This is a genomic window from Streptomyces sp. NPDC015171, assembly GCF_043079545.1.
Classification (GTDB): domain Bacteria; phylum Actinomycetota; class Actinomycetes; order Streptomycetales; family Streptomycetaceae; genus Streptomyces.
The window spans coordinates 158,160-174,566 of record NZ_JBIBUO010000014.1 but is presented as its reverse complement, the minus strand read 5'-3'; the positions used below and the strand labels follow the sequence as shown (position 1 = coordinate 174,566).

13 protein-coding genes are annotated in these 16,407 nt (G+C 73.4%); 9 read left to right on the top strand and 4 right to left on the bottom strand.

Annotated elements, in window-relative coordinates:
* Positions 1-8: 8 nt before the first annotated feature.
* The 3 genes from ACF073_RS31905 to ACF073_RS31895 all read right to left on the bottom strand — a co-directional run bounded on the left by ACF073_RS31905 (position 9) and on the right by ACF073_RS31895 (position 5,017).
* Positions 9-1,823 (bottom strand): alpha-galactosidase D, encoded by a 1,815-nt coding sequence (locus ACF073_RS31905; RefSeq protein ID WP_392074906.1) that lies wholly within the window; start codon positions 1,821-1,823, stop codon positions 9-11.
* Positions 1,824-1,859: 36 nt separating this feature from the next.
* Positions 1,860-3,083, bottom strand: a complete 1,224-nt coding sequence (locus tag ACF073_RS31900; protein ID WP_392074905.1) for an ROK family protein — start codon at positions 3,081-3,083, stop codon at positions 1,860-1,862.
* Between the two features lie 146 nt (positions 3,084-3,229).
* Entirely contained in the window at positions 3,230-5,017 is a 1,788-nt protein-coding gene (locus tag ACF073_RS31895) for a M4 family metallopeptidase (protein WP_392074904.1), read from the bottom strand.
* Positions 5,018-5,327: 310 nt separating this feature from the next.
* Here ACF073_RS31895 and ACF073_RS31890 point away from each other — a divergent pair, with 310 nt between their 5' ends.
* The 8 genes from ACF073_RS31890 to ACF073_RS31855 all read left to right on the top strand — a co-directional run bounded on the left by ACF073_RS31890 (position 5,328) and on the right by ACF073_RS31855 (position 14,669).
* On the top strand, positions 5,328-6,572 hold the full coding sequence (locus ACF073_RS31890) for a serine hydrolase domain-containing protein (RefSeq protein ID WP_392074903.1): 1,245 nt from the start codon (positions 5,328-5,330) through the stop codon (positions 6,570-6,572).
* A 130-nt stretch (positions 6,573-6,702) separates the two neighbouring features.
* Positions 6,703-8,019 carry a CAP domain-containing protein gene (locus ACF073_RS31885; protein WP_392074902.1) on the top strand — a complete coding sequence of 439 codons (1,317 nt, stop codon included), beginning with the start codon at positions 6,703-6,705 and terminating at the stop codon, positions 8,017-8,019.
* A gap of 56 nt (positions 8,020-8,075) precedes the next feature.
* Entirely contained in the window at positions 8,076-8,753 is a 678-nt protein-coding gene (locus ACF073_RS31880; protein WP_392074901.1) for an AIM24 family protein, read from the top strand.
* A gap of 153 nt (positions 8,754-8,906) precedes the next feature.
* Complete coding sequence (locus tag ACF073_RS31875; protein ID WP_392074900.1) at positions 8,907-9,947, top strand: tetratricopeptide repeat protein; 1,041 nt, start codon at positions 8,907-8,909, stop codon at positions 9,945-9,947.
* Positions 9,944-10,969, top strand: a complete 1,026-nt coding sequence (locus tag ACF073_RS31870) for a polyprenyl synthetase family protein (protein WP_392074899.1) — start codon at positions 9,944-9,946, stop codon at positions 10,967-10,969. The genes ACF073_RS31875 and ACF073_RS31870 overlap by 4 nt, the downstream gene beginning before the upstream one ends.
* Positions 10,970-11,061: 92 nt before the next feature.
* Positions 11,062-12,021, top strand: a complete 960-nt coding sequence (locus tag ACF073_RS31865; protein WP_392074898.1) for a threonine/serine dehydratase — start codon at positions 11,062-11,064, stop codon at positions 12,019-12,021.
* A 164-nt stretch (positions 12,022-12,185) separates the two neighbouring features.
* Positions 12,186-13,802: a serine/threonine protein kinase gene (locus ACF073_RS31860; RefSeq protein ID WP_392074897.1), complete on the top strand. Its 1,617-nt coding sequence runs from the start codon at positions 12,186-12,188 to the stop codon at positions 13,800-13,802.
* Between the two features lie 201 nt (positions 13,803-14,003).
* On the top strand, positions 14,004-14,669 hold the full coding sequence (locus tag ACF073_RS31855; protein WP_392074896.1) for a DUF2238 domain-containing protein: 666 nt from the start codon (positions 14,004-14,006) through the stop codon (positions 14,667-14,669).
* On the opposite strand, the gene ACF073_RS31850 is transcribed toward ACF073_RS31855, so the two are convergent.
* The gene (locus ACF073_RS31850; protein ID WP_392074895.1) at positions 14,621-15,250 is read right to left on the bottom strand and encodes a TetR/AcrR family transcriptional regulator; all 630 of its coding nucleotides are present in this window, start codon (positions 15,248-15,250) and stop codon (positions 14,621-14,623) included. The two genes, ACF073_RS31855 and ACF073_RS31850, sit on opposite strands and share 49 nt — an antisense overlap.
* A gap of 113 nt (positions 15,251-15,363) precedes the next feature.
* On the opposite strand from ACF073_RS31850, the gene ACF073_RS31845 reads away from it, so the two are divergent.
* Positions 15,364-16,347, top strand: a complete 984-nt coding sequence (locus ACF073_RS31845; RefSeq protein ID WP_392074894.1) for an aldo/keto reductase — start codon at positions 15,364-15,366, stop codon at positions 16,345-16,347.
* The last annotated feature ends 60 nt before the right edge of the window (positions 16,348-16,407 follow it).

Here is a 16,407-nt window from a genome sequence, read left to right as displayed (position 1 = left end):
GCGGAGGGTCAGCGCGGGGTCGCCGGGACGTCGATACGGTCGATGTCCGGGGCGTAGTCCGGGCCGCTGTCGAAGGTGACGGTGTTCCTGCCGGACGTGAGGGTGACGGGGACGCTGACGGTCTCGACGGTCCCCCAGTCACCGGTGGAGGGGAAGGTGTGCCGGGTGGCGGCACCCGAGCCGGCAAAGACGCTCACCGGGCGGGCGTCGCCGCTGATGTAGGCCACCTTGATCAGATAGGTGCCGGGGCGGTCCACGACGATGTCGTTGAAGCGGAGCGTGCCGCCGGAGTAGAGGTCGCCGACCTTCTTGCCGCCGGAGCAGGCGGCGCAGTCCGAGACCGAGGCCCGGCCGCCGAGGGTGTTGGCCCCGGCCTCGGCCTCGTAGCGGGTGGTGGTGAGGGCGCTGCCGCGCGGGGTGACGGTGAAGAGCCGGGAGCCGTGGGCGGGCAGGGCCTCGGTGATCTTGTTCTGGCGGGTGCCGAGGTTCTCGTGGTTCCAGAGGTCGCGGACGGCTGCCTTGCCGGTGAAGCCGAGGGCGGAGTAGTCGGCGGTGACGGCGGCGGGGGCGTCGGCGAGGTTGAACAGGGCCACCGTGTAGCTGCCGTCCGGGTTCTTCGCGGCCCACACCTGCTGGGGGTCGGCGGGGGTGACCGGCCTGGCCGGCGGGGTGGCGCCCTGGTCGACGGCGATGACCTCGCGGTTGGTGAGCAGTCGCACGCCGTACGCGTCGAGCTCGGTGAGGTCGTCGCCGGTGTAGAGCGGGGACTTGGCGATGGCCCACAGGGTGGCGTAGGTCTGGCGCTCGGCCCGGGTCAGGCCGTCCATGGCGCCGTTGCCGACGTCGAGGGAGTCGAGGTCGTTCCAGCCGCCGGGTCCGGCGTGCCGTGTCCAGCCGGGGGTGTCGTCGAAGCGGTCGTCGACGGAGTTCTCCCAGCTGACAAGGGTGTTGCAGTAGCACTCGACGTCGGTGTCGACGCGCCAGCCGTTGGAGTGCTTCTTCCAGTCGGCGGCGTGGCCGATGTCGAGGGACCAGGAGATCTCCAGGTGGACGGGCCGGCCGGTGGCGGCGAGCGCCTTCTGCCAGGCCGCGACGTCGGCGACGTTGTCGTAGTTGTCGCCGCTCTTGAAGGAGCCGGGGCCCACGCCGTCGAGTTTGAGGAAGTCGTAGCCCCAGCCGGCGAGCAGCCGGGCCTGGGAGTCGATGTACTTCTGGGCGCACGGCTTGGCGAAGTCGATCTTGTAGGCGCTGTCCCAGCCGTTGGTGGTGCGCAGGTCGTCGTGGACGACGTCGGCGGTGGTGCAGCCGTCGGCGTGCCACACCGGCACCTTGCCGTCGCCGTACGCCTCCTTCTCCAGGCCGACGGGCAGGTAGATGCCGGCCTTGAGGCCGAGGCCGTGGATGTGGTCGGCGACCGCCTTCATGCCGTGCGGGAAGCGGACCGGGTCGGCCCGCTGGCGTCCGTAGGCGTCGTAGCCGGGCTTCCAGCTCTTGTCGCGCCACCAGCCGGAGTCGATGTTGACGTACTCGTAGCCGTACGGCTTCAGCTTCTCGGCCAGCGCGTCGGCCTGCTTGAGGACGTTCGCCTCGGTCAGGTAGCTGTAGTCGCCGTCGGGGTTGAGGCCGGGGTACTTGGAGGACTGCATGCTCCAGCTGGACCAGCCCATGAAGGGCTTGGCGGCCGGGGCGGACGGCGGGCCGGCGGACGGGGGTGCGGTGTGCGCCGTGGCCGGGGCCGCCGTGGCGAGGCCCGCGGTGAGGGCCAGGACGACGGCGGCTCCGAGACCGCGTGCGGGCAGGACGGAGTACGAGGGTGACCGCATGGGCCGTGCCTCCTGATGGGTTCGGGTCGGGGCGGCTCAGCCCTTTCCGCTGCTGGGGTGCTGGGTGATGAAGGTCTGGATGGCCGCGGCGGCGGCGCCGCGCGCCCACTCCTCGAAGGGGAGCGGGCGGGTCTGGACGTCGCACCGGGCGGCGGAGCCGAAGGCGGCCGTGGCGAACGCCTCCCGGATCTGTTCGGCGAAGAGGTCGTAGGCGGCCAGCCCCTCGCCGGAGATGATCACGCGTTCGGGGCCGAGCAGGTTGGCGACGGTGGCGATCCCCCGGCCGATGGCCTCTCCGGCCCGGGCGTAGACCTCGCGGGCGCCGGTCAGTCCCTGGTGGGCGAGGGCCACCGCCGCCGCGCTGTCGGTCACATGGCGGCCCGTCACCTCACGGATGCGGGCGACGATGGCGGCGTCCCCGGCGATCGCCTCCACACATCCGCGGTTGCCGCAGTGGCACACGGGCCCCGCGGGGTCCACGACCAGGTGCCCGATCTCCCCCGCCACGCCGTGGGCGCCGGCGACCACCCGGCCGTGCACCACGAGTCCGCACCCGATGCCGGCGCCGACGGTCACCACGGCGAAGTCGCTGAGCCCCGCTCCGGCGCCGAACCACTGCTCCGCGACGGTGAGCGCCCGTACGTCGTTGTCGACGGTGACCGGCAACCCGCAGGCGGCCGAGGCGAGTTCGGCCAGCGGTACGTCCCGCCAGTCGAGGAACGGCGAGTAGCGTACGACTCCCTCGGCGCGGTCTACGTCCCCCGAGACGGCGATGCCGAGGCCGGCCACCGGTGCGTCCGACTCGGCCGCGTGGGCGCGGAGTTCGTGGACCAGTCCGGCGATCGCGGCGAGGGCGGGCCCGGGGGTCCGGTCCGGCAGGGGTGCGCGTCGGGCCAGGCGGACCCGGCAGCACAGGTCGGTCAGGACGGCGATCAGCTCGTCCCCGGTCGCCTTCACGCCGATGAACAGCGCGCGTTCGCCGTTGACCCGGACCAGGGCGGCGGGCCGGCCGAGGGCGGGGCGGGCCGCCTCGTCGGCGCCCTCCCCGAGTCCGGCGGCTTCCCCGGATCCGGCGCCCTCCACCAGGTATCCGGCCGCCAGCAGCGGGCGTACGGCCTTGGTCACGGCGGCCGGCGAAAGGCCGGCCCGGCGGCCCGCGTCCAGGCGGGTCAGGGGGCCGTGGGACAGGACCGTCGTGAAGACCTGGGCGGCGGCCGGGCTGTGTGCCGGGAAGGTCTCGGCGTGCGGGGTCGAGCGCATGGCCGGGAACCTAGGGCCCTTATTTTCCGCTGTCAATAAAAGAAACAGCGGCTGTTACGGAGACGGCGGGGGCCACGGGGTCCCCGGACATGCGGATGCCCCGCGCGGGGCGGGGCATCCGGTCGTGCTGGGTGTACTGCCGTCCGTCAGTGGCGGGCGGCCGGCGTGTTCGCGGCGGTGACGTTCACCGCGGACCACGACTTGTCGACCGTCTTGTACTCGGTGCTGTTCGCGCCGTACAGGTCCTTGGCCGCCTTCAGCGTCGCGGTGCGCGCCTGGTGGAAGTCGGTCGTGGAGACCATGTAGCGGGTGAGCGCACGGTAGTAGATGGCGGTGGCCTTGGTGCGGCCGATGCCCTTGACCGTGACGTTGTGGTAGGTCGGCGAGTTGTAGCTGACGCTGCCGATCTTCTTCTTGCCACTGCCCTCGGCGAGGAGGTAGTAGGCGTGCGAGGAGACACCGGAACCGGCGTGCACCTCGGTGTAGTAGGTGTCCGGCGACCAGTAGTCGATCGTGCCCTCGAGCTTGTCGAGCGACGGGTGGTCCAGGCGGCGCAGGAACTTCTGGTCGAGGCCCAGCTTCTCGCCGACCAGGTAGTCCGGCGTGTCCTTCGCGTTCTTGGCGTAGAACTCGACGTTCGAGCCGAAGATGTCCGCGAGCGACTCGTTCAGCGAGCCCGGCTCGCCGTACTGGTTGCCGTCGGAGTCGACGAAGGTCGGCTGCAGGTTGGCGGTCGCCTCGACCACGCCGTGGGTCAGCTCGTGACCCGTGACGTCGAGGACGACGAGCGGCTTCTTGAACATCTGGCCGTCGCCGTCGCCGTACAGCATGCAGTTGCAGGTCGGGTCCCAGAAGGCGTTGGCGACCTTCTTGCCCCAGTGCACCATCGCCTGGGCGGCCTTGCTGTTGTTGGCGATGCCCTTGCGCTTGAACGTGTTCTTGTAGAAGTCGAGCGTCTTGGTCACGCCGTACTGGGCGTCGGCGGCGGCCGTGGCGCGGGCGGTGGTCTTGCCGTTGCCCCACACGTTCGAGGTGGTGGTGAACTTCGTGCCGGCGCTGAACTTCTCCGTGTACGAGCCCTTGGCGTCCCGCGTCTCGGTGCCGTACCGGCTCGGGTCCTTGAGCTGGTAGTGGCCGCGCGAGGTCTGCGTGGTGGTGAGGCCGACGTTGCCCACGAAGAGGGTCTTGCCGGTGCCCTTGGCGGCCGACGGGTAGGCCGCGGCGCCGGAGGCAGCCGAACCGGCCAGGCCGGACGGGGCGGAGGCGGAGCCGACGCCGGTAGCCGGGTCGATGGTCTCGCCGCGCTCGCGCAGGGCGTCGAGCAGCTTCGGCGACAGGAACTCGTCCCGGGTGGGCGTGTTGCTGCGGACCTTGCCGGTCACCGCGTCGACGACGACCGTGCGGGCGCTGTCCTGGTCGGTGACCGTCACCTGGTAGGCGAGGGCGGAGGCGCCACCGCGGGCGTCCACCACGAGCTGGGCGCTGCCGGCGTCGCCCTTGGCGGCCTTGGCGGCCTTGGCGGCGGCCTGGTCAGCGGTGAGCTTGGCCTGGCCGGCGGCCGGCTTGACGGCGTGGTCGGCCGCACGGGTCACGCCCGTGTAGGCGAGCTTGCGGTCGAGGTGGACGATGAGGTCGCCACCCAGCACCGGCAGGTCGTCGTGGGTGCGGACGAAGCGGACGTGCCGGGCACCCTCGGGGTCGATCATGACGTCCTGGGCGTGCAGCGCGTCGCCCTTGGAGACGCCGGACGCCGCGGTGTGGGCGAAGGCAGCGGTGCGCGCCGCCTCCACCACCAGCGTGGCGTTCGAGGTGGCGGAGGCGGCGGAGCGCTCCACATCGGTGGAGGGACCCGCGAAGGCCGTACCGGCCAGGCCCGTGGCAGCCGTCGTCACCGCGACGGCGACCGCCACGGTGCGTATGTGCGGTCTACGCAATCTGATCAGGGTTCCTTCGTTCGAAAGCGGCAGGGTTCGCCAACCGCCTTGAGTCGTGGCGCGATTAGGCGCCGCGGGGGCTTGTCCGGCCCCGGGGGATACCCTTGCGGATCAGTCATGGGCACGTAAAGCCGGAATGATCCATTTCGCCACTTTCTATGGCAATCCTTTACGAAGGGGAGCCACAGGGTGACCACGGGAAGCACCAACTGTGTGTCGGCTGGGGAGACGCCGCCACCATCCCCTAGGTTCCCAGGGCGGAATGTGACCGACATCGCATCAGAATCCGGCCGACGGGAGTGGATAGCAGATGGTCTCAGCAACGGTGGGGCGGGGCGCGGTTCTCGGAGCGGTGGCGCTGTCGCTCCTCGCGGTTCCGGCGCGGGCCGCGACCGGTTCCCCGGACGCCCGGGCGACGTCGGCGCATCCGGCACCGGACAGCCGGGCGGCGGCACGTCCGGCACCGGACAGCCGGGCGGCGGCGGCACGTCCGGCACCGGCCTCCCCGGCACCGGCGCTCGCGGCGCCCGACACCACCGGCCTGGCCGCGGTGCTGGGTTCGGCGGTGACCCAGGGCGCCCCCGGGGCGCTGGCCCTGATCGACGACCACGGCCGGACATATCAGGCCACTCGCGGCGTCGCCGACCGCGCCACCGGACGCTCCATCAGCACCGCCGACCGGTTCCGGGTCGGCAGTGTCACCAAGAGCTTCTCCGCCGTGGTGCTGCTCCAGCTCGTCGACGAGCACCGGCTCTCGCTCGACGCGCCGGTCAACGACTACCTGCCGAACCTGCTGCCGGACGACCGGATCACGGTCCGCCATGTGCTGAGCCACCGCAGCGGCCTGTACGACTACTCGAACGACATGTTCGCCGACAGCGTCTCCGGCTTCGAGGCGGTCCGGAAGAAGGTCTTCACCTACCGGGAGCTGGTCGCCCTCTCCCTGAAGAAGCCCCGCACCAACGCGCCGGGCGCCGCCTACTCCTACTCCAACACCAACTTCGTCGTCGCCGGGCTGCTCATCGAGAAGCTCACCGGGCAGTCCGTGAAGACCGCGTACCAGGACCGCATCTTCAAGCCGCTGAAGCTGTCCGACACGTTCTACGTCCACCCGGACATGGCCATTCCGGAGCGTTTCGCCCGTGGTTACCTGACTCCGGACGCAGCGGGCGCCCCGCTGGTGGACGCGACCACGCAGACCGTGTCCTGGGCGCAGAGCGCGGGCGCCATCATCTCCAGCGCGCGGGACCTCGACACCTTCTACGCCGCCCTGGCCGGCGGGAAGCTGCTCTCCGCCGGGCGGCTCGCGGACATGGAGCGGTGGACCAAGGTCAACAGCACCACGGGGTACGGGCTCGGGCTGCGCCGGCGCGACCTGTCCTGCGGGGTGTCGGTGTACGGGCACACGGGAGCGGTGCAGGGCTACTACACCTACGCGTTCACCACGAAGGACGGGGGGCGCAGCCTCACCGCGGTGGTCAACACGTCGAACAACGCGAAGGTGCTCGACACGCTGGCGGCGACGCTGGAGCCGGCCTTCTGCGGGAAGAAGTAGGGCCGGCTCGCCCCGGGGCGCGGGAGCCTGCCGCGCGCTCCCGCGCGCTCCGGGCGCCCCGGCCCGCGGGAACCCGGCGGGCCCCGGCCGTCGTTGCAGGGAAAAGCACCCAGGAACGGCGGGCGGTGGGATGGGCGAACTCGCGCCCGGGGGGAACACGTCCCTCCCCGATGGCGGGATCCGGCTCCGTGTGGCCGGCGCCTTCGACGTGTCGGCCCTGGTCACCGGGGCCGACGGGAAGGTCGGCGGCGACGCCGACTTCGTGTTCTACAACCAGCCGGACGCCCCGGGCGTCCGGCTGCGCGGTGACACCCTGGCCGTCGATCCGGCCCGGCTGCGCCGCGGCGCGTGCCGGGTCACGGTCGTGGTGAGCGCGACGGAGCCCGGCACGCCGCTCGGCCGGCTGCCCGCGCCCCGGCTCGACGTGACCGACGGCGCCGGGCGCGGCGTGGCCCGGTTCGCGCCGCCGCGGCCGGGCCCGGAGACCGTGCTGCTGCTGGCCGAGCTGTATCCGCGGCCCGGCGCCGGCTGGAAGCTGCGCGCGCTGGGCCAGGGGTACGCGGACGGACTCGCGGGCCTCGCCCGGGACTTCGGTGTGGAGGTCGCGGACGACGGCGGACAGCCGGCCGCCGCGCTCCCCGGCCGGTACGCCACGCCCGGAGCCCCGCCGGGCGCCTGCTCCCCCGACGCGTTCACACGGCTGGTCAACGACGCCCGCGCCGCCGTCGGCGCCCCGCCCGTCGTGCCCGACGCGCGCCTGGACTCCGCCGCGCGTGCGCACGCCCGGGCCATGGCGGACGCGGGACGGCTCGGCGCGGAGGGACCGGACGGCGTGTCGGTGCACCAGCGGATGTCCGCCGCCGGCTACGCGTATCTCGCCGTCGGTGAGCATCTGGTCTCCGGACCGCGCACCCCCGCCGGGTTCGTCGAGTACTGCCTGGGCTCGGCACGCGCCCGGCGCACCTTACTCGACCCCGCCTTCCGGCACGCCGCGCTGGCCCACGCCGACGCGGACGGCCGGTACTGGACCGCGCTGTGGGCCGCGCCGCTCACCCCGGCCGGACTCACGCGTACCGCGGCCGAGGTCCTTGCCCTCACCAACACCGAGCGCGGCCGGGCCGGGCTGCCGCCGCTGGCCGCGGATCCGCTGCTGTCGGCCGCCGCGCAGGCGCACTGCGGGGACATGGTGGCCCGTGACTTCTACGCGCACACTTCCCCCGATGGCGGCCAGCCCTGGGACCGGGCCAGGGCGGCGGGAGCGCGGCGGCGCACGATCGGGGAGAACATCGCGTGCGGCCAGCGCTCCCCGGCCGAGGTCGTCGACGGCTGGATGAACAGTCCGGGCCATCGCGCGAACATCCTCAAGAGGGAGTTCACCCACCTCGGCGTCGGCTTCGCGGGCGGCGGCCGGGCGGGCACGTACTGGACACAGCTGTTCGGTGGCTGAACCGCCACCTTCCGTGATCTTGGCGGAATGCCGCCTTCCGGGACACCATGCCGGGCATGAAGGGTGATCTCTTTTCCAGTGAGCACGTGGTGCAGCCGGCCGCGCAGCCGGGCATGTCCGTCGAGAACGCCAAGTGCATCAGGTACACCGTGAGCGGTGACATGTACGCCCGGCAGGGCGCGATGGTCGCCTACCGGGGCGACCTCAAGTTCGAGCGCAAGGGCCAGGGCGTCGGCGGCATGCTCAAGCGCGCGGTCACCGGCGAGGGGCTGCCCCTCATGGCGGTGCGCGGGCAGGGCGAGGCCTGGTTCGCGCACGAGGCCCAGAACTGCTTCATCGTCGAGGTCGAGCCCGGTGACCAGTTCACCGTCAACGGCCGCAACGTCCTGTGTTTCGACGCCTCGCTCGCGTACGAGATCAAGACGGTGAAGGGGTCGGGCATCGCGGGCGGCGGCCTGTTCAACAGCGTGTTCACCGGGCAGGGCCGGCTCGGTCTGGTCTGCGAAGGCAACCCGCTGGTCATCCCGGTGTCCGCGCAGGCCCCGGTGTACGTCGACACGGACGCGGTGGTGGGCTGGACCGCGCAGTTGCAGACCTCGCTGCACCGCTCGCAGTCCATCGGCTCGATGCTGCGCGGCGGTTCCGGCGAGGCCGTCCAGCTGATGCTCCAGGGCGAGGGGTACGTGGTGGTGCGGCCCAGCGAGGTGACGCCCCAGAAGGCCCAGCAGCACTGAACCTTCACATGTGATCCGTACACCGGGGCAACCCCCGGTGGCGTACCGGCGTCTTGATCCACAACAGACCGGGCCCCGGCCCCCTTCGGGCCGGGGCATATTTCCGAGACGCTATACACGACATGTATACACAGCGTGTATAGAAGGGTACACATGTACGGCAAGGCTTTCGCCCCGGAGTACCAGGGCTCCCTGACCACCCTGTCCGTGAACTCCTCGCTGGTCGACGTGCTGGCCGAGGCCACCGAGCGGCTGCGCGAGGCCGAACGGGCCGGACGCCCAGGCGAGGCGGCCCGCTGCGGGCTCGCCGTCGCCGAGGCACACCGGCGGCTCGGCCATGTGCAGGACGCCGACCGCGCCTGGAAGGCGAGTTACCGCGCCGCCCGGGAGGCAGGCGACACCGCGGCGATGGCCTGGGCGCTGTGGAGCGGGGGCACTCTGGCCCGGCAGCGCGGGGCGTTCCCGCTGGCCTGGCGGCTGCTGGGGCTCGCGGCCGAACTCGGCGAGCGGGGCGGGGACATCGTGGTGCGCGGCTACTCGCTGGCCGGTCTCGCGGAGACCGGCCGGATCCAGGGCGACTACGCGGCCGTCGGGCGGCTGCACGAGCAGTTGCTGGCCGAGGCCCGCAAGCGGGGCGAGGCCCGGCACACGGTGTGGGCCCTGGAGGGCATCGCCCAGATGCACCGCAACACCGGTGACCACGACAAGGCGTACGCCCTGTTCGAGGAGGCGGCGGAGATAGCCGGCCGGGCCGACGACCGGCGCGGGCACGCCTGGGCGCTGCGCGGACTGGCGGACGTGCTCTCGGTCCGCGACGGCGCCACCGAGCGGGCGCTCGAACTGCTCGCCGAGGCCGAGGCGAGCTGCCGCACGATGAACCTGTCGAGCGCGCTCGCCTACAACCACAAGATGCAGGGCAACGTCCTGTACCGCGCGGGCCGTTACGCCGAGGCCCGTCAGCGCTACGAGCTGGCGCTGACGGAGTTCCGGACGATGAGCGAACCGCGCGGCGAGGCGCTGTCCCGGCTCGGCCTCGCCAAGTCCCTCGCCCAGCTGGGCCGCGACCGCGCCGAGACCGCCGCCGAACTCGCCGACCTGGCCCGGATCCTGGAGCGCGGCGGGCTGCGGCACGCGCGCGAGATGGTGGCCCGGGCCCAGCGGGAGTTCGGCGTGGCGGCGGAGGCCGCCCGGTGACGGCGCTCACCTCGCCGGTGCGCGAGTCCGCCGAGCAGGTCCTCGCCCGGTGCGGCGAGCTGGTGCGGCCCTCGCTGCGGGAGGCCGTGGGGCGGCTGCACCCCTGGCTGGCCGAGATGGCCGCGTACTCCTTCGGCTGGTGCGAGGTCGGCGGGGCGCCCGCCGCCGCGCCGGGCGGCAAGGGCGTGCGGCAGGCGCTGGCCGTCCTCGGCGCCGAGGCGGCCGGTGCCGACGGAGGGGCCGGTGTCCCCGCGGCGGTCGCGGTGGAACTGGTGCACGCCTTCTCCCTGCTGCACGACGACATCATGGACGGGGACGCGACCCGGCGGCGCCGCCCGGCCGTATGGCGGGCCTACGGCACGGGCCCGGCCGTACTGGCCGGGGACGCCCTGTTCGCACTGGCGGTGGACACCCTCGCCGCCGCGCCCGCCGGCCCCGGCACGGTACGGCTGCTCTCCGCCGCCCTCGCCGACCTGGTGCGCGGACAGGCCGACGACCTGCTCTTCGCCTCCCGGCCCTGGACGGGTCCCGAACGGGTGACGCCGCCGGAGTACCGGGCGATGGCGGAGGGCAAGACCGGAGCGCTGCTGGGCTGTGCCGCGGCGCTGGGCGCCGCGCTCGGCGGGGCGCCCCGGGAGACGGTGGAGGCGCTGGACCGCGCCGGGCGGCACCTCGGGGTCGCCTTCCAGCTGGTCGACGACGTGCTCGGCATCTGGGGCGATCCGGCCGTCACCGGCAAGCCCGTGGGCGGCGATCTGCGCGAGCGGAAGAAGACGTTCCCGGTCCTGGCCGCGCTCGGCTCCCCGGCGGCCCGGCGACTGCCCGAGCTGCTCGGCTCCGCCGAACACACCGGGGAGGCCGCCGCGCTGATCGAGGCGGCCGGCGGCCGTACCGCGGCGCTGGCCGAGGCCCGTGCCCGTACGGCCGCCGCGCGGGAGCTGCTCGGCGCCGCGCCCCTCGCCGCCGGGGCCGCCGAGGAGCTGGCCGGACTGCTGGACCTCCTGGTGGACCGTACGCTCTAGTCGCGCGCCGAGAGGACGTTGACCACCGGCCCCACGACAGGTCAAGGTGCGAACGGCGCGGCTCCCGATCCGCGCCGGAAGGATGAAGCGCCTTGATCGACATCTCGGACATCGAAACCGCCGCCCAGCGGATCGCCGCACACGTCGTACGGACGCCGACCGTGCCGAGCCCCGGGCTCGGCGCGCTGCTCGGCGTCCCGGTCACCGCCAAGGTCGAACTGCTCCAGCGCACCGGCTCGTTCAAGGCCCGCGGCGCCACGGCGAAGCTGCTGTCGCTGAGCGAGGCCGAACGGGCGGCGGGTGCGGTCGCGGTCAGCGGCGGCAACCACGGCATCGCGCTCGCGGTGATGGCGGCGGCCCTGGAGGTGAAGGCGACCGTGGTCATGCCGCGCGCCGCGCCCGCGCGCTCCATCGCGCTCGCCGAGGACGCCGGGGCGTCGGTGCGGCTGACCGACGACATGGACAGCGCCTTCCGGCTGGTGACGCGGTTGCAGGACGAGGGCCTGACCCTGGTCCACCCCTTCGACGATCCGGTGGTGATCGCCGGTCAGGGCACCGTGGGGCTCGAACTGGCGGCGGACGCGGCGGAGCTGACGGACGTCGTCGTCAGTGTCGGCGGCGGCGGTCTGATCGCCGGCGTCGCCGCCGCCCTGCGCGCCCGGCGCCCCGGGGTGCGCGTGTGGGGTGTGGAGACCGAGGGCGCGGAGTCGATGTCCGCCGCGCTCAAGGCCGGCGGTCCGGTGCCGGTGCCGCTGTCCTCCCTGGTCACCACGTTGAGCGCGCCCTCGGTGTCCCAGCTGACCTACGACCATGTGTCCGCGCTCGTGGAGGAGGTGCTGGTGGTGCCGGACCGGGACGCGGTGCAGGGCTGCCTCGACCTCGCCGAGCACGCCAAGGTGTGGGCCGAGCCGGCCGCGGGCGCGCTGCTGCCCGCGGCCCGGCAGGTGGTGGCGCGGGCCGGGGCCGGCGCCCGGATCGGGCTCGTGCTGTGCGGGGGCAACACGACCCCCCGGGAACTCACCGGCTGGGCCGAGCGGTTCGGGCTTGTATGAGACGCGGCTGGTATGGGACGGCACCGGCCGCCATCCCGATATCGAATGCCCCTTCGAACGTTTGAATAAAAGGCAAGAAGGGGCGTGAATCGAGGATTCTTTGAACGCTCCCCCGCGCGCCCCGCGTACCTCTGGGAAAGTCGAGGCAGGGGTTCCAGCGAGGGATGACGATGGTCGAGGCGCATGTCTCCGCACACGAGTTGGTCGCCGGACGCTACCGGCTCCTGGAGGTCTTCTCCCGCGAGACGAACCGCCTGTGGTGGTACGCCGAGGACGTGGCGGCAAAGCAGCCGCGTCTGGTGGCGCAGACGGCCCTGCCGGACTCCGCCGACGACGACACCGCGCGCCGGGTCACCGCCCGGGTCGTCCGCACGTCCGAGACCATGCGGCTGCTGCGCCCCGGCCGGGTCGCCGCGGTCGTCGACGCGGTGGTGGAGGCGGGCACCCTGTGGACGGTCACCGAGTGGATCGACGGCACGCCCCTCGGCGCGCTGCTCGCCCAGGAGGGCTCGGTCGACCCGGTGCGGGCGGCCCGGCTCGGCATGGAACTGCTGGACGTGCTGCAGGCCGCGCACGACGAGGGCGTCACGCACGGCGAACTGAGCCCGGGGCAGGTCTTCGTGCGCGACGAGGGACCGGTCGTCGTCACCGGCTTCGGGCTGGCGGGCGCGACGCTCGTGCCGCGGCTGACGGCACCGTCGTACGCCTCGCCGGAACAGGCCCGTGACGAGCGGATCGGTCCGGCCGCCGACCTGTGGGCGCTGGGCGCGCTGCTCTACACGATGGTCGAGGGCCGGCCGCCGTTCCGGGACCGGGGCCGCCCCGAGGCCACACTGAAGGCGGTCGACCGGCTCCCGCTGCGCACCCCGCTGCGCGCGGGACCGCTCGCCCAGGCGGTGCAGGGGCTGCTGCGCAAGAACGCGCGGGAGCGGCTGACCCGGCCGGTGGTCCGCGAGGCGCTGACCCGGGCGCTGAGCGAGGACAGCGACGCGGACCGGCGGCCGGCGCCCGGGCCCCGGCTGCGCGGCGCGTACACCGGCGTGCTCCACACCGCCGGATCGGTGCGGGTCAGAAGGCTGCTGGCGGCGGGCACCGCGCTGGCCGTGGTCACCGTGGCGGCTGCGGTCCTGGCCGCGACCGGCGCGCTGCCGGGCACGGACACGGCAGCGGGTCCGCCCCGGGCCACCGTCCCGGCCGCCCCCACCGGCCGGCAGAGCGGCGGCCCCTCCCCCACCCGCAGCCCGACGCCGACACCGGCGCCGACCTCGACACCGACCCCGACCCCGACCCCGACCGCCTCGGCCTCCCCCGCCCTGCCTGCGGGCTACCGGCCCTACCGCGCTCCCGAGGGTTTCTCGGTGGCGCTCCCCGAGGGCTGGCGGCGGCTGGCCACCTCACGGGCGACGGACCTCGCCTACCGGGTCACCTTCGGCCCCGGCGGCGACGCGCCCACGCTCGCCGTCACCTACAGCGAGCGCGTCGGCCCGGACCCGGTCGCCGTCTGGCGGGACGACGTCGAGCCGGAGCTGGCGAAGCTGCCCGGCTACGACCGGGTCGGCACGATCCGGGCCACCACCTATCAGGGCCGCAGGGCCGCCGATCTGGAGTGGCTGGCGGGCACCGGTCAGGCGCGGGTGCACACCTTCGGCAGGGGCTTCCTGCTGGGCGGCGCACGCGGCTTCTCCCTGCGCTTCACCACGCAGGCCGCGGACTGGGACGCCCCGGCCGGGCGGCAGGCGCTGACGACGTTCCTGCGCACGTTCCGTCCGCCACGGACCTGACCCGCCCCGGGCGGGGCACGGTGCGCGGTGCACGGGCCGGGGCTACCGGATCCGGGCGGGCCGTCCGCGCCGGGCCGGCGGCGCCGAGGACACCGCACCCCGGTACTCCGGCCCCGCGGGCTGAGTAGCCGTACTCATGCCCCCGGCCCGCCCCGCCCCCACGATGGGGCTCTACGACGCCCTCAGGCAAGGAGCCCCGCCGTGACCGCAGCGCACCCCGCCCAGCTCCCGGCACCGCGCCGCGTACCGCCCGCCCTGTTCGCCGGTGTCGCGGCCGCGGGACTCGCGGTGTCGGCCTGGGGCGCGCACGACCGGCCCACCTGGTTCCTGGAGACCGTGTGGGCGCTGGTGGGCCTGCCCCTGGTGGTGCTGCTACGGCGCCGCTTCCCGCTGACGGGCCTGCTGTACGGGCTGCTGACCGCGCACGCGCTGGTCCTCGCGGTCGGCGGGCACTACACCTACGCCGAGGTCCCGGCGGGCGACTGGGTGCGCGACGCCTTCGGCCTCGACCGCAATCCGTACGACCGCTTCGGGCATCTGATGCAGGGCTTCGTCCCGGCGGTGCTGGTGCGGGAACTGCTCAGCCGTACCTCGCCGTTGCGCGGCAGCCGCTGGCTCGCGCCGCTGACCGTGTGCGCCTGTATGGCCTTCAGCGCCTGCTTCGAGCTGCTGGAGTGGCTGGCGGCCGAGATCGGCGGCCACGGCGCGGACGCGTTCCTCGCCACCCAGGGCGATGTGTGGGACACCCAGTGGGACATGTTCTGCGCGCTGATCGGTGCCGTGCTGTCCGTGCTGCTGCTCAGCCGGGTGCACGACCGTCAGCTGCGGGCACTGGCCGGCGGCCCGTCGCCCTCCTCGTCCGGCTGACCGGCGGCGTTCGGCTCGCACATCCGCCGGGCGGCCGTCACGACGGCCGCCCGGTGCCGCGCCAGCCGCTCGGCAGTCCAGGACGCGGTGACCTCCTCCGGGTCCACGCCCTCGGCGGCCCAGAACCAGGCCTGGGCGGCGGCGAGCACCATGGCCAGCAGATCGTCGGGCGTCATCTCCGGGGCGATGTCGCCCCGCCGCTGCGCCTCGGCCACCGCGGCCGTCTTGCGCCTGAAGGCGTCCCCCTCGAGTCCGGAGGCGGCGGGGCGCTCCAGCAGTCTCCACAGGCGCAGCCGCATCAGTTCCGGCCGGGCGACCAGGTGGTCGAAGATCGCGCCGGCGTACCCGGGCAGGTCCTCGACGTCGAACGGGACGGACTCGGCACCGGCGGTCATCGCCCGCCGCAGCACCTCGTCGAACAGCTGCTCCTTGTTGCCGAAGTAGACGTAGATCAGCCGCTTGTTCGCGCCCGCGTTCTCGGCGATCCGGTCCACTCGGGCACCGGCGATGCCGTAGGCGGCGAACTCGGTGAAGGCGGCGTCGAGCAGCCGGGCCTTGGTGGCGCTGGAGTCCCGTGACATGCTCACCACCCTACCAAGTAACTATCTAGTTATTGACGTCGCCCGGGCAGTGGCCCTACGGTAGGTATCTATCCAGTTAGTTATCCAATTGGTCACGCACGGAGGATCTAGTCATGGAACACCGCACACTGGGCAGCGACGGACCGTCCGTCGGCATCCAGGGCCTCGGCTGCATGGGCATGAGCGCCTTCTACGGCGCCACGGACGAGGCCGAGTCCCTCGCCACCATCGACCGCGCGCTCGAACTGGGCGTCACGCTCCTCGACACCGCCGAGGGCTACGGCCCCTTCCTCAACGAGCAGCTGCTCGGCAAGGCGCTGGCCGGACGCCGGGACGCCGCGGTGGTCGCCACCAAGACCGGCTTCGAGATCACCGACGACGGCAGGCCGCTCGACCTCAACGGCCGGCCGGAGTACGTGCGCCACGCCCTCGACCGCTCGCTGCGCCATCTGGGCACCGACCACGTCGACCTGTACTACCTGCACCGCATCGACCCCAAGGTGCCGATCGAGGAGACCGTCGGCGCCCTGTCCGAGCTGGTCGCGGCGGGCAAGGTCCGCCACATCGGCCTGTCCGAGGCCTCCGCGGCGACCATCCGCCGGGCCCACGCCGTCCACCCGGTCGCGGCCGTCCAGACCGAGTACTCGCTCTTCGAACGCGGCATCGAGCACCACGGGGTCCTGGACGTCCTCAGGGAGCTGGGCATCGGCCTGGTCGCCTACTCCCCGCTGGGACGCGGCTTCCTTTCCGGCGCGATCACGAGCCCCGACGACTTCGCCGCCGACGACTGGCGCCGCGGCGACCCCCGCTTCCAGGGCGAGAACTTCGACCGCAACCTGGCCGTCGTCCGCGAGGTCCGCCGGATCGCCGCCGCCCAGGACGTCACCCCCTCCCAGCTGGCACTCGCCTGGGTCCAGCACCAGGGCGCCGTCGCCATCCCCGGCACCAAGCGCCGCCGCTACCTGGAGGAGAACATCGCCGCGACCAGGATCACCCTCACCGCCGACGACCTCGCCGCGATCGAGGCCGTCGCCCCGCACGGCGTCGTCACCGGCGACCGCTACGCCCCCGAGCTGATGGGCACCCTCAACGGCTGAGATCCGCCCGCCCCCGCCTCCCGCTGCCCCCTGCTCCCCTGTTCCCGCGTTCCCCTGTCA

What these genes read in the sequence shown, in the direction of transcription:
- ACF073_RS31885 (WP_392074902.1), top strand. Translation starts at nt 6,703, where the DNA reads ATGGGCGAACTCGCGCCCGGGGGGAACACGTCCCTCCCCGATGGCGGG.
- ACF073_RS31880 (WP_392074901.1), top strand. Translation starts at nt 8,076, where the DNA reads ATGAAGGGTGATCTCTTTTCCAGTGAGCACGTGGTGCAGCCGGCCGCG.
- ACF073_RS31900 (WP_392074905.1), bottom strand. Translation starts at nt 3,083, where the DNA reads ATGCGCTCGACCCCGCACGCCGAGACCTTCCCGGCACACAGCCCGGCC.
- ACF073_RS31860 (WP_392074897.1), top strand. Translation starts at nt 12,186, where the DNA reads ATGACGATGGTCGAGGCGCATGTCTCCGCACACGAGTTGGTCGCCGGA.
- ACF073_RS31850 (WP_392074895.1), bottom strand. Translation starts at nt 15,250, where the DNA reads ATGTCACGGGACTCCAGCGCCACCAAGGCCCGGCTGCTCGACGCCGCC.
- ACF073_RS31875 (WP_392074900.1), top strand. Translation starts at nt 8,907, where the DNA reads ATGTACGGCAAGGCTTTCGCCCCGGAGTACCAGGGCTCCCTGACCACC.
- ACF073_RS31890 (WP_392074903.1), top strand. Translation starts at nt 5,328, where the DNA reads ATGGTCTCAGCAACGGTGGGGCGGGGCGCGGTTCTCGGAGCGGTGGCG.
- ACF073_RS31845 (WP_392074894.1), top strand. Translation starts at nt 15,364, where the DNA reads ATGGAACACCGCACACTGGGCAGCGACGGACCGTCCGTCGGCATCCAG.
- ACF073_RS31905 (WP_392074906.1), bottom strand. Translation starts at nt 1,823, where the DNA reads ATGCGGTCACCCTCGTACTCCGTCCTGCCCGCACGCGGTCTCGGAGCC.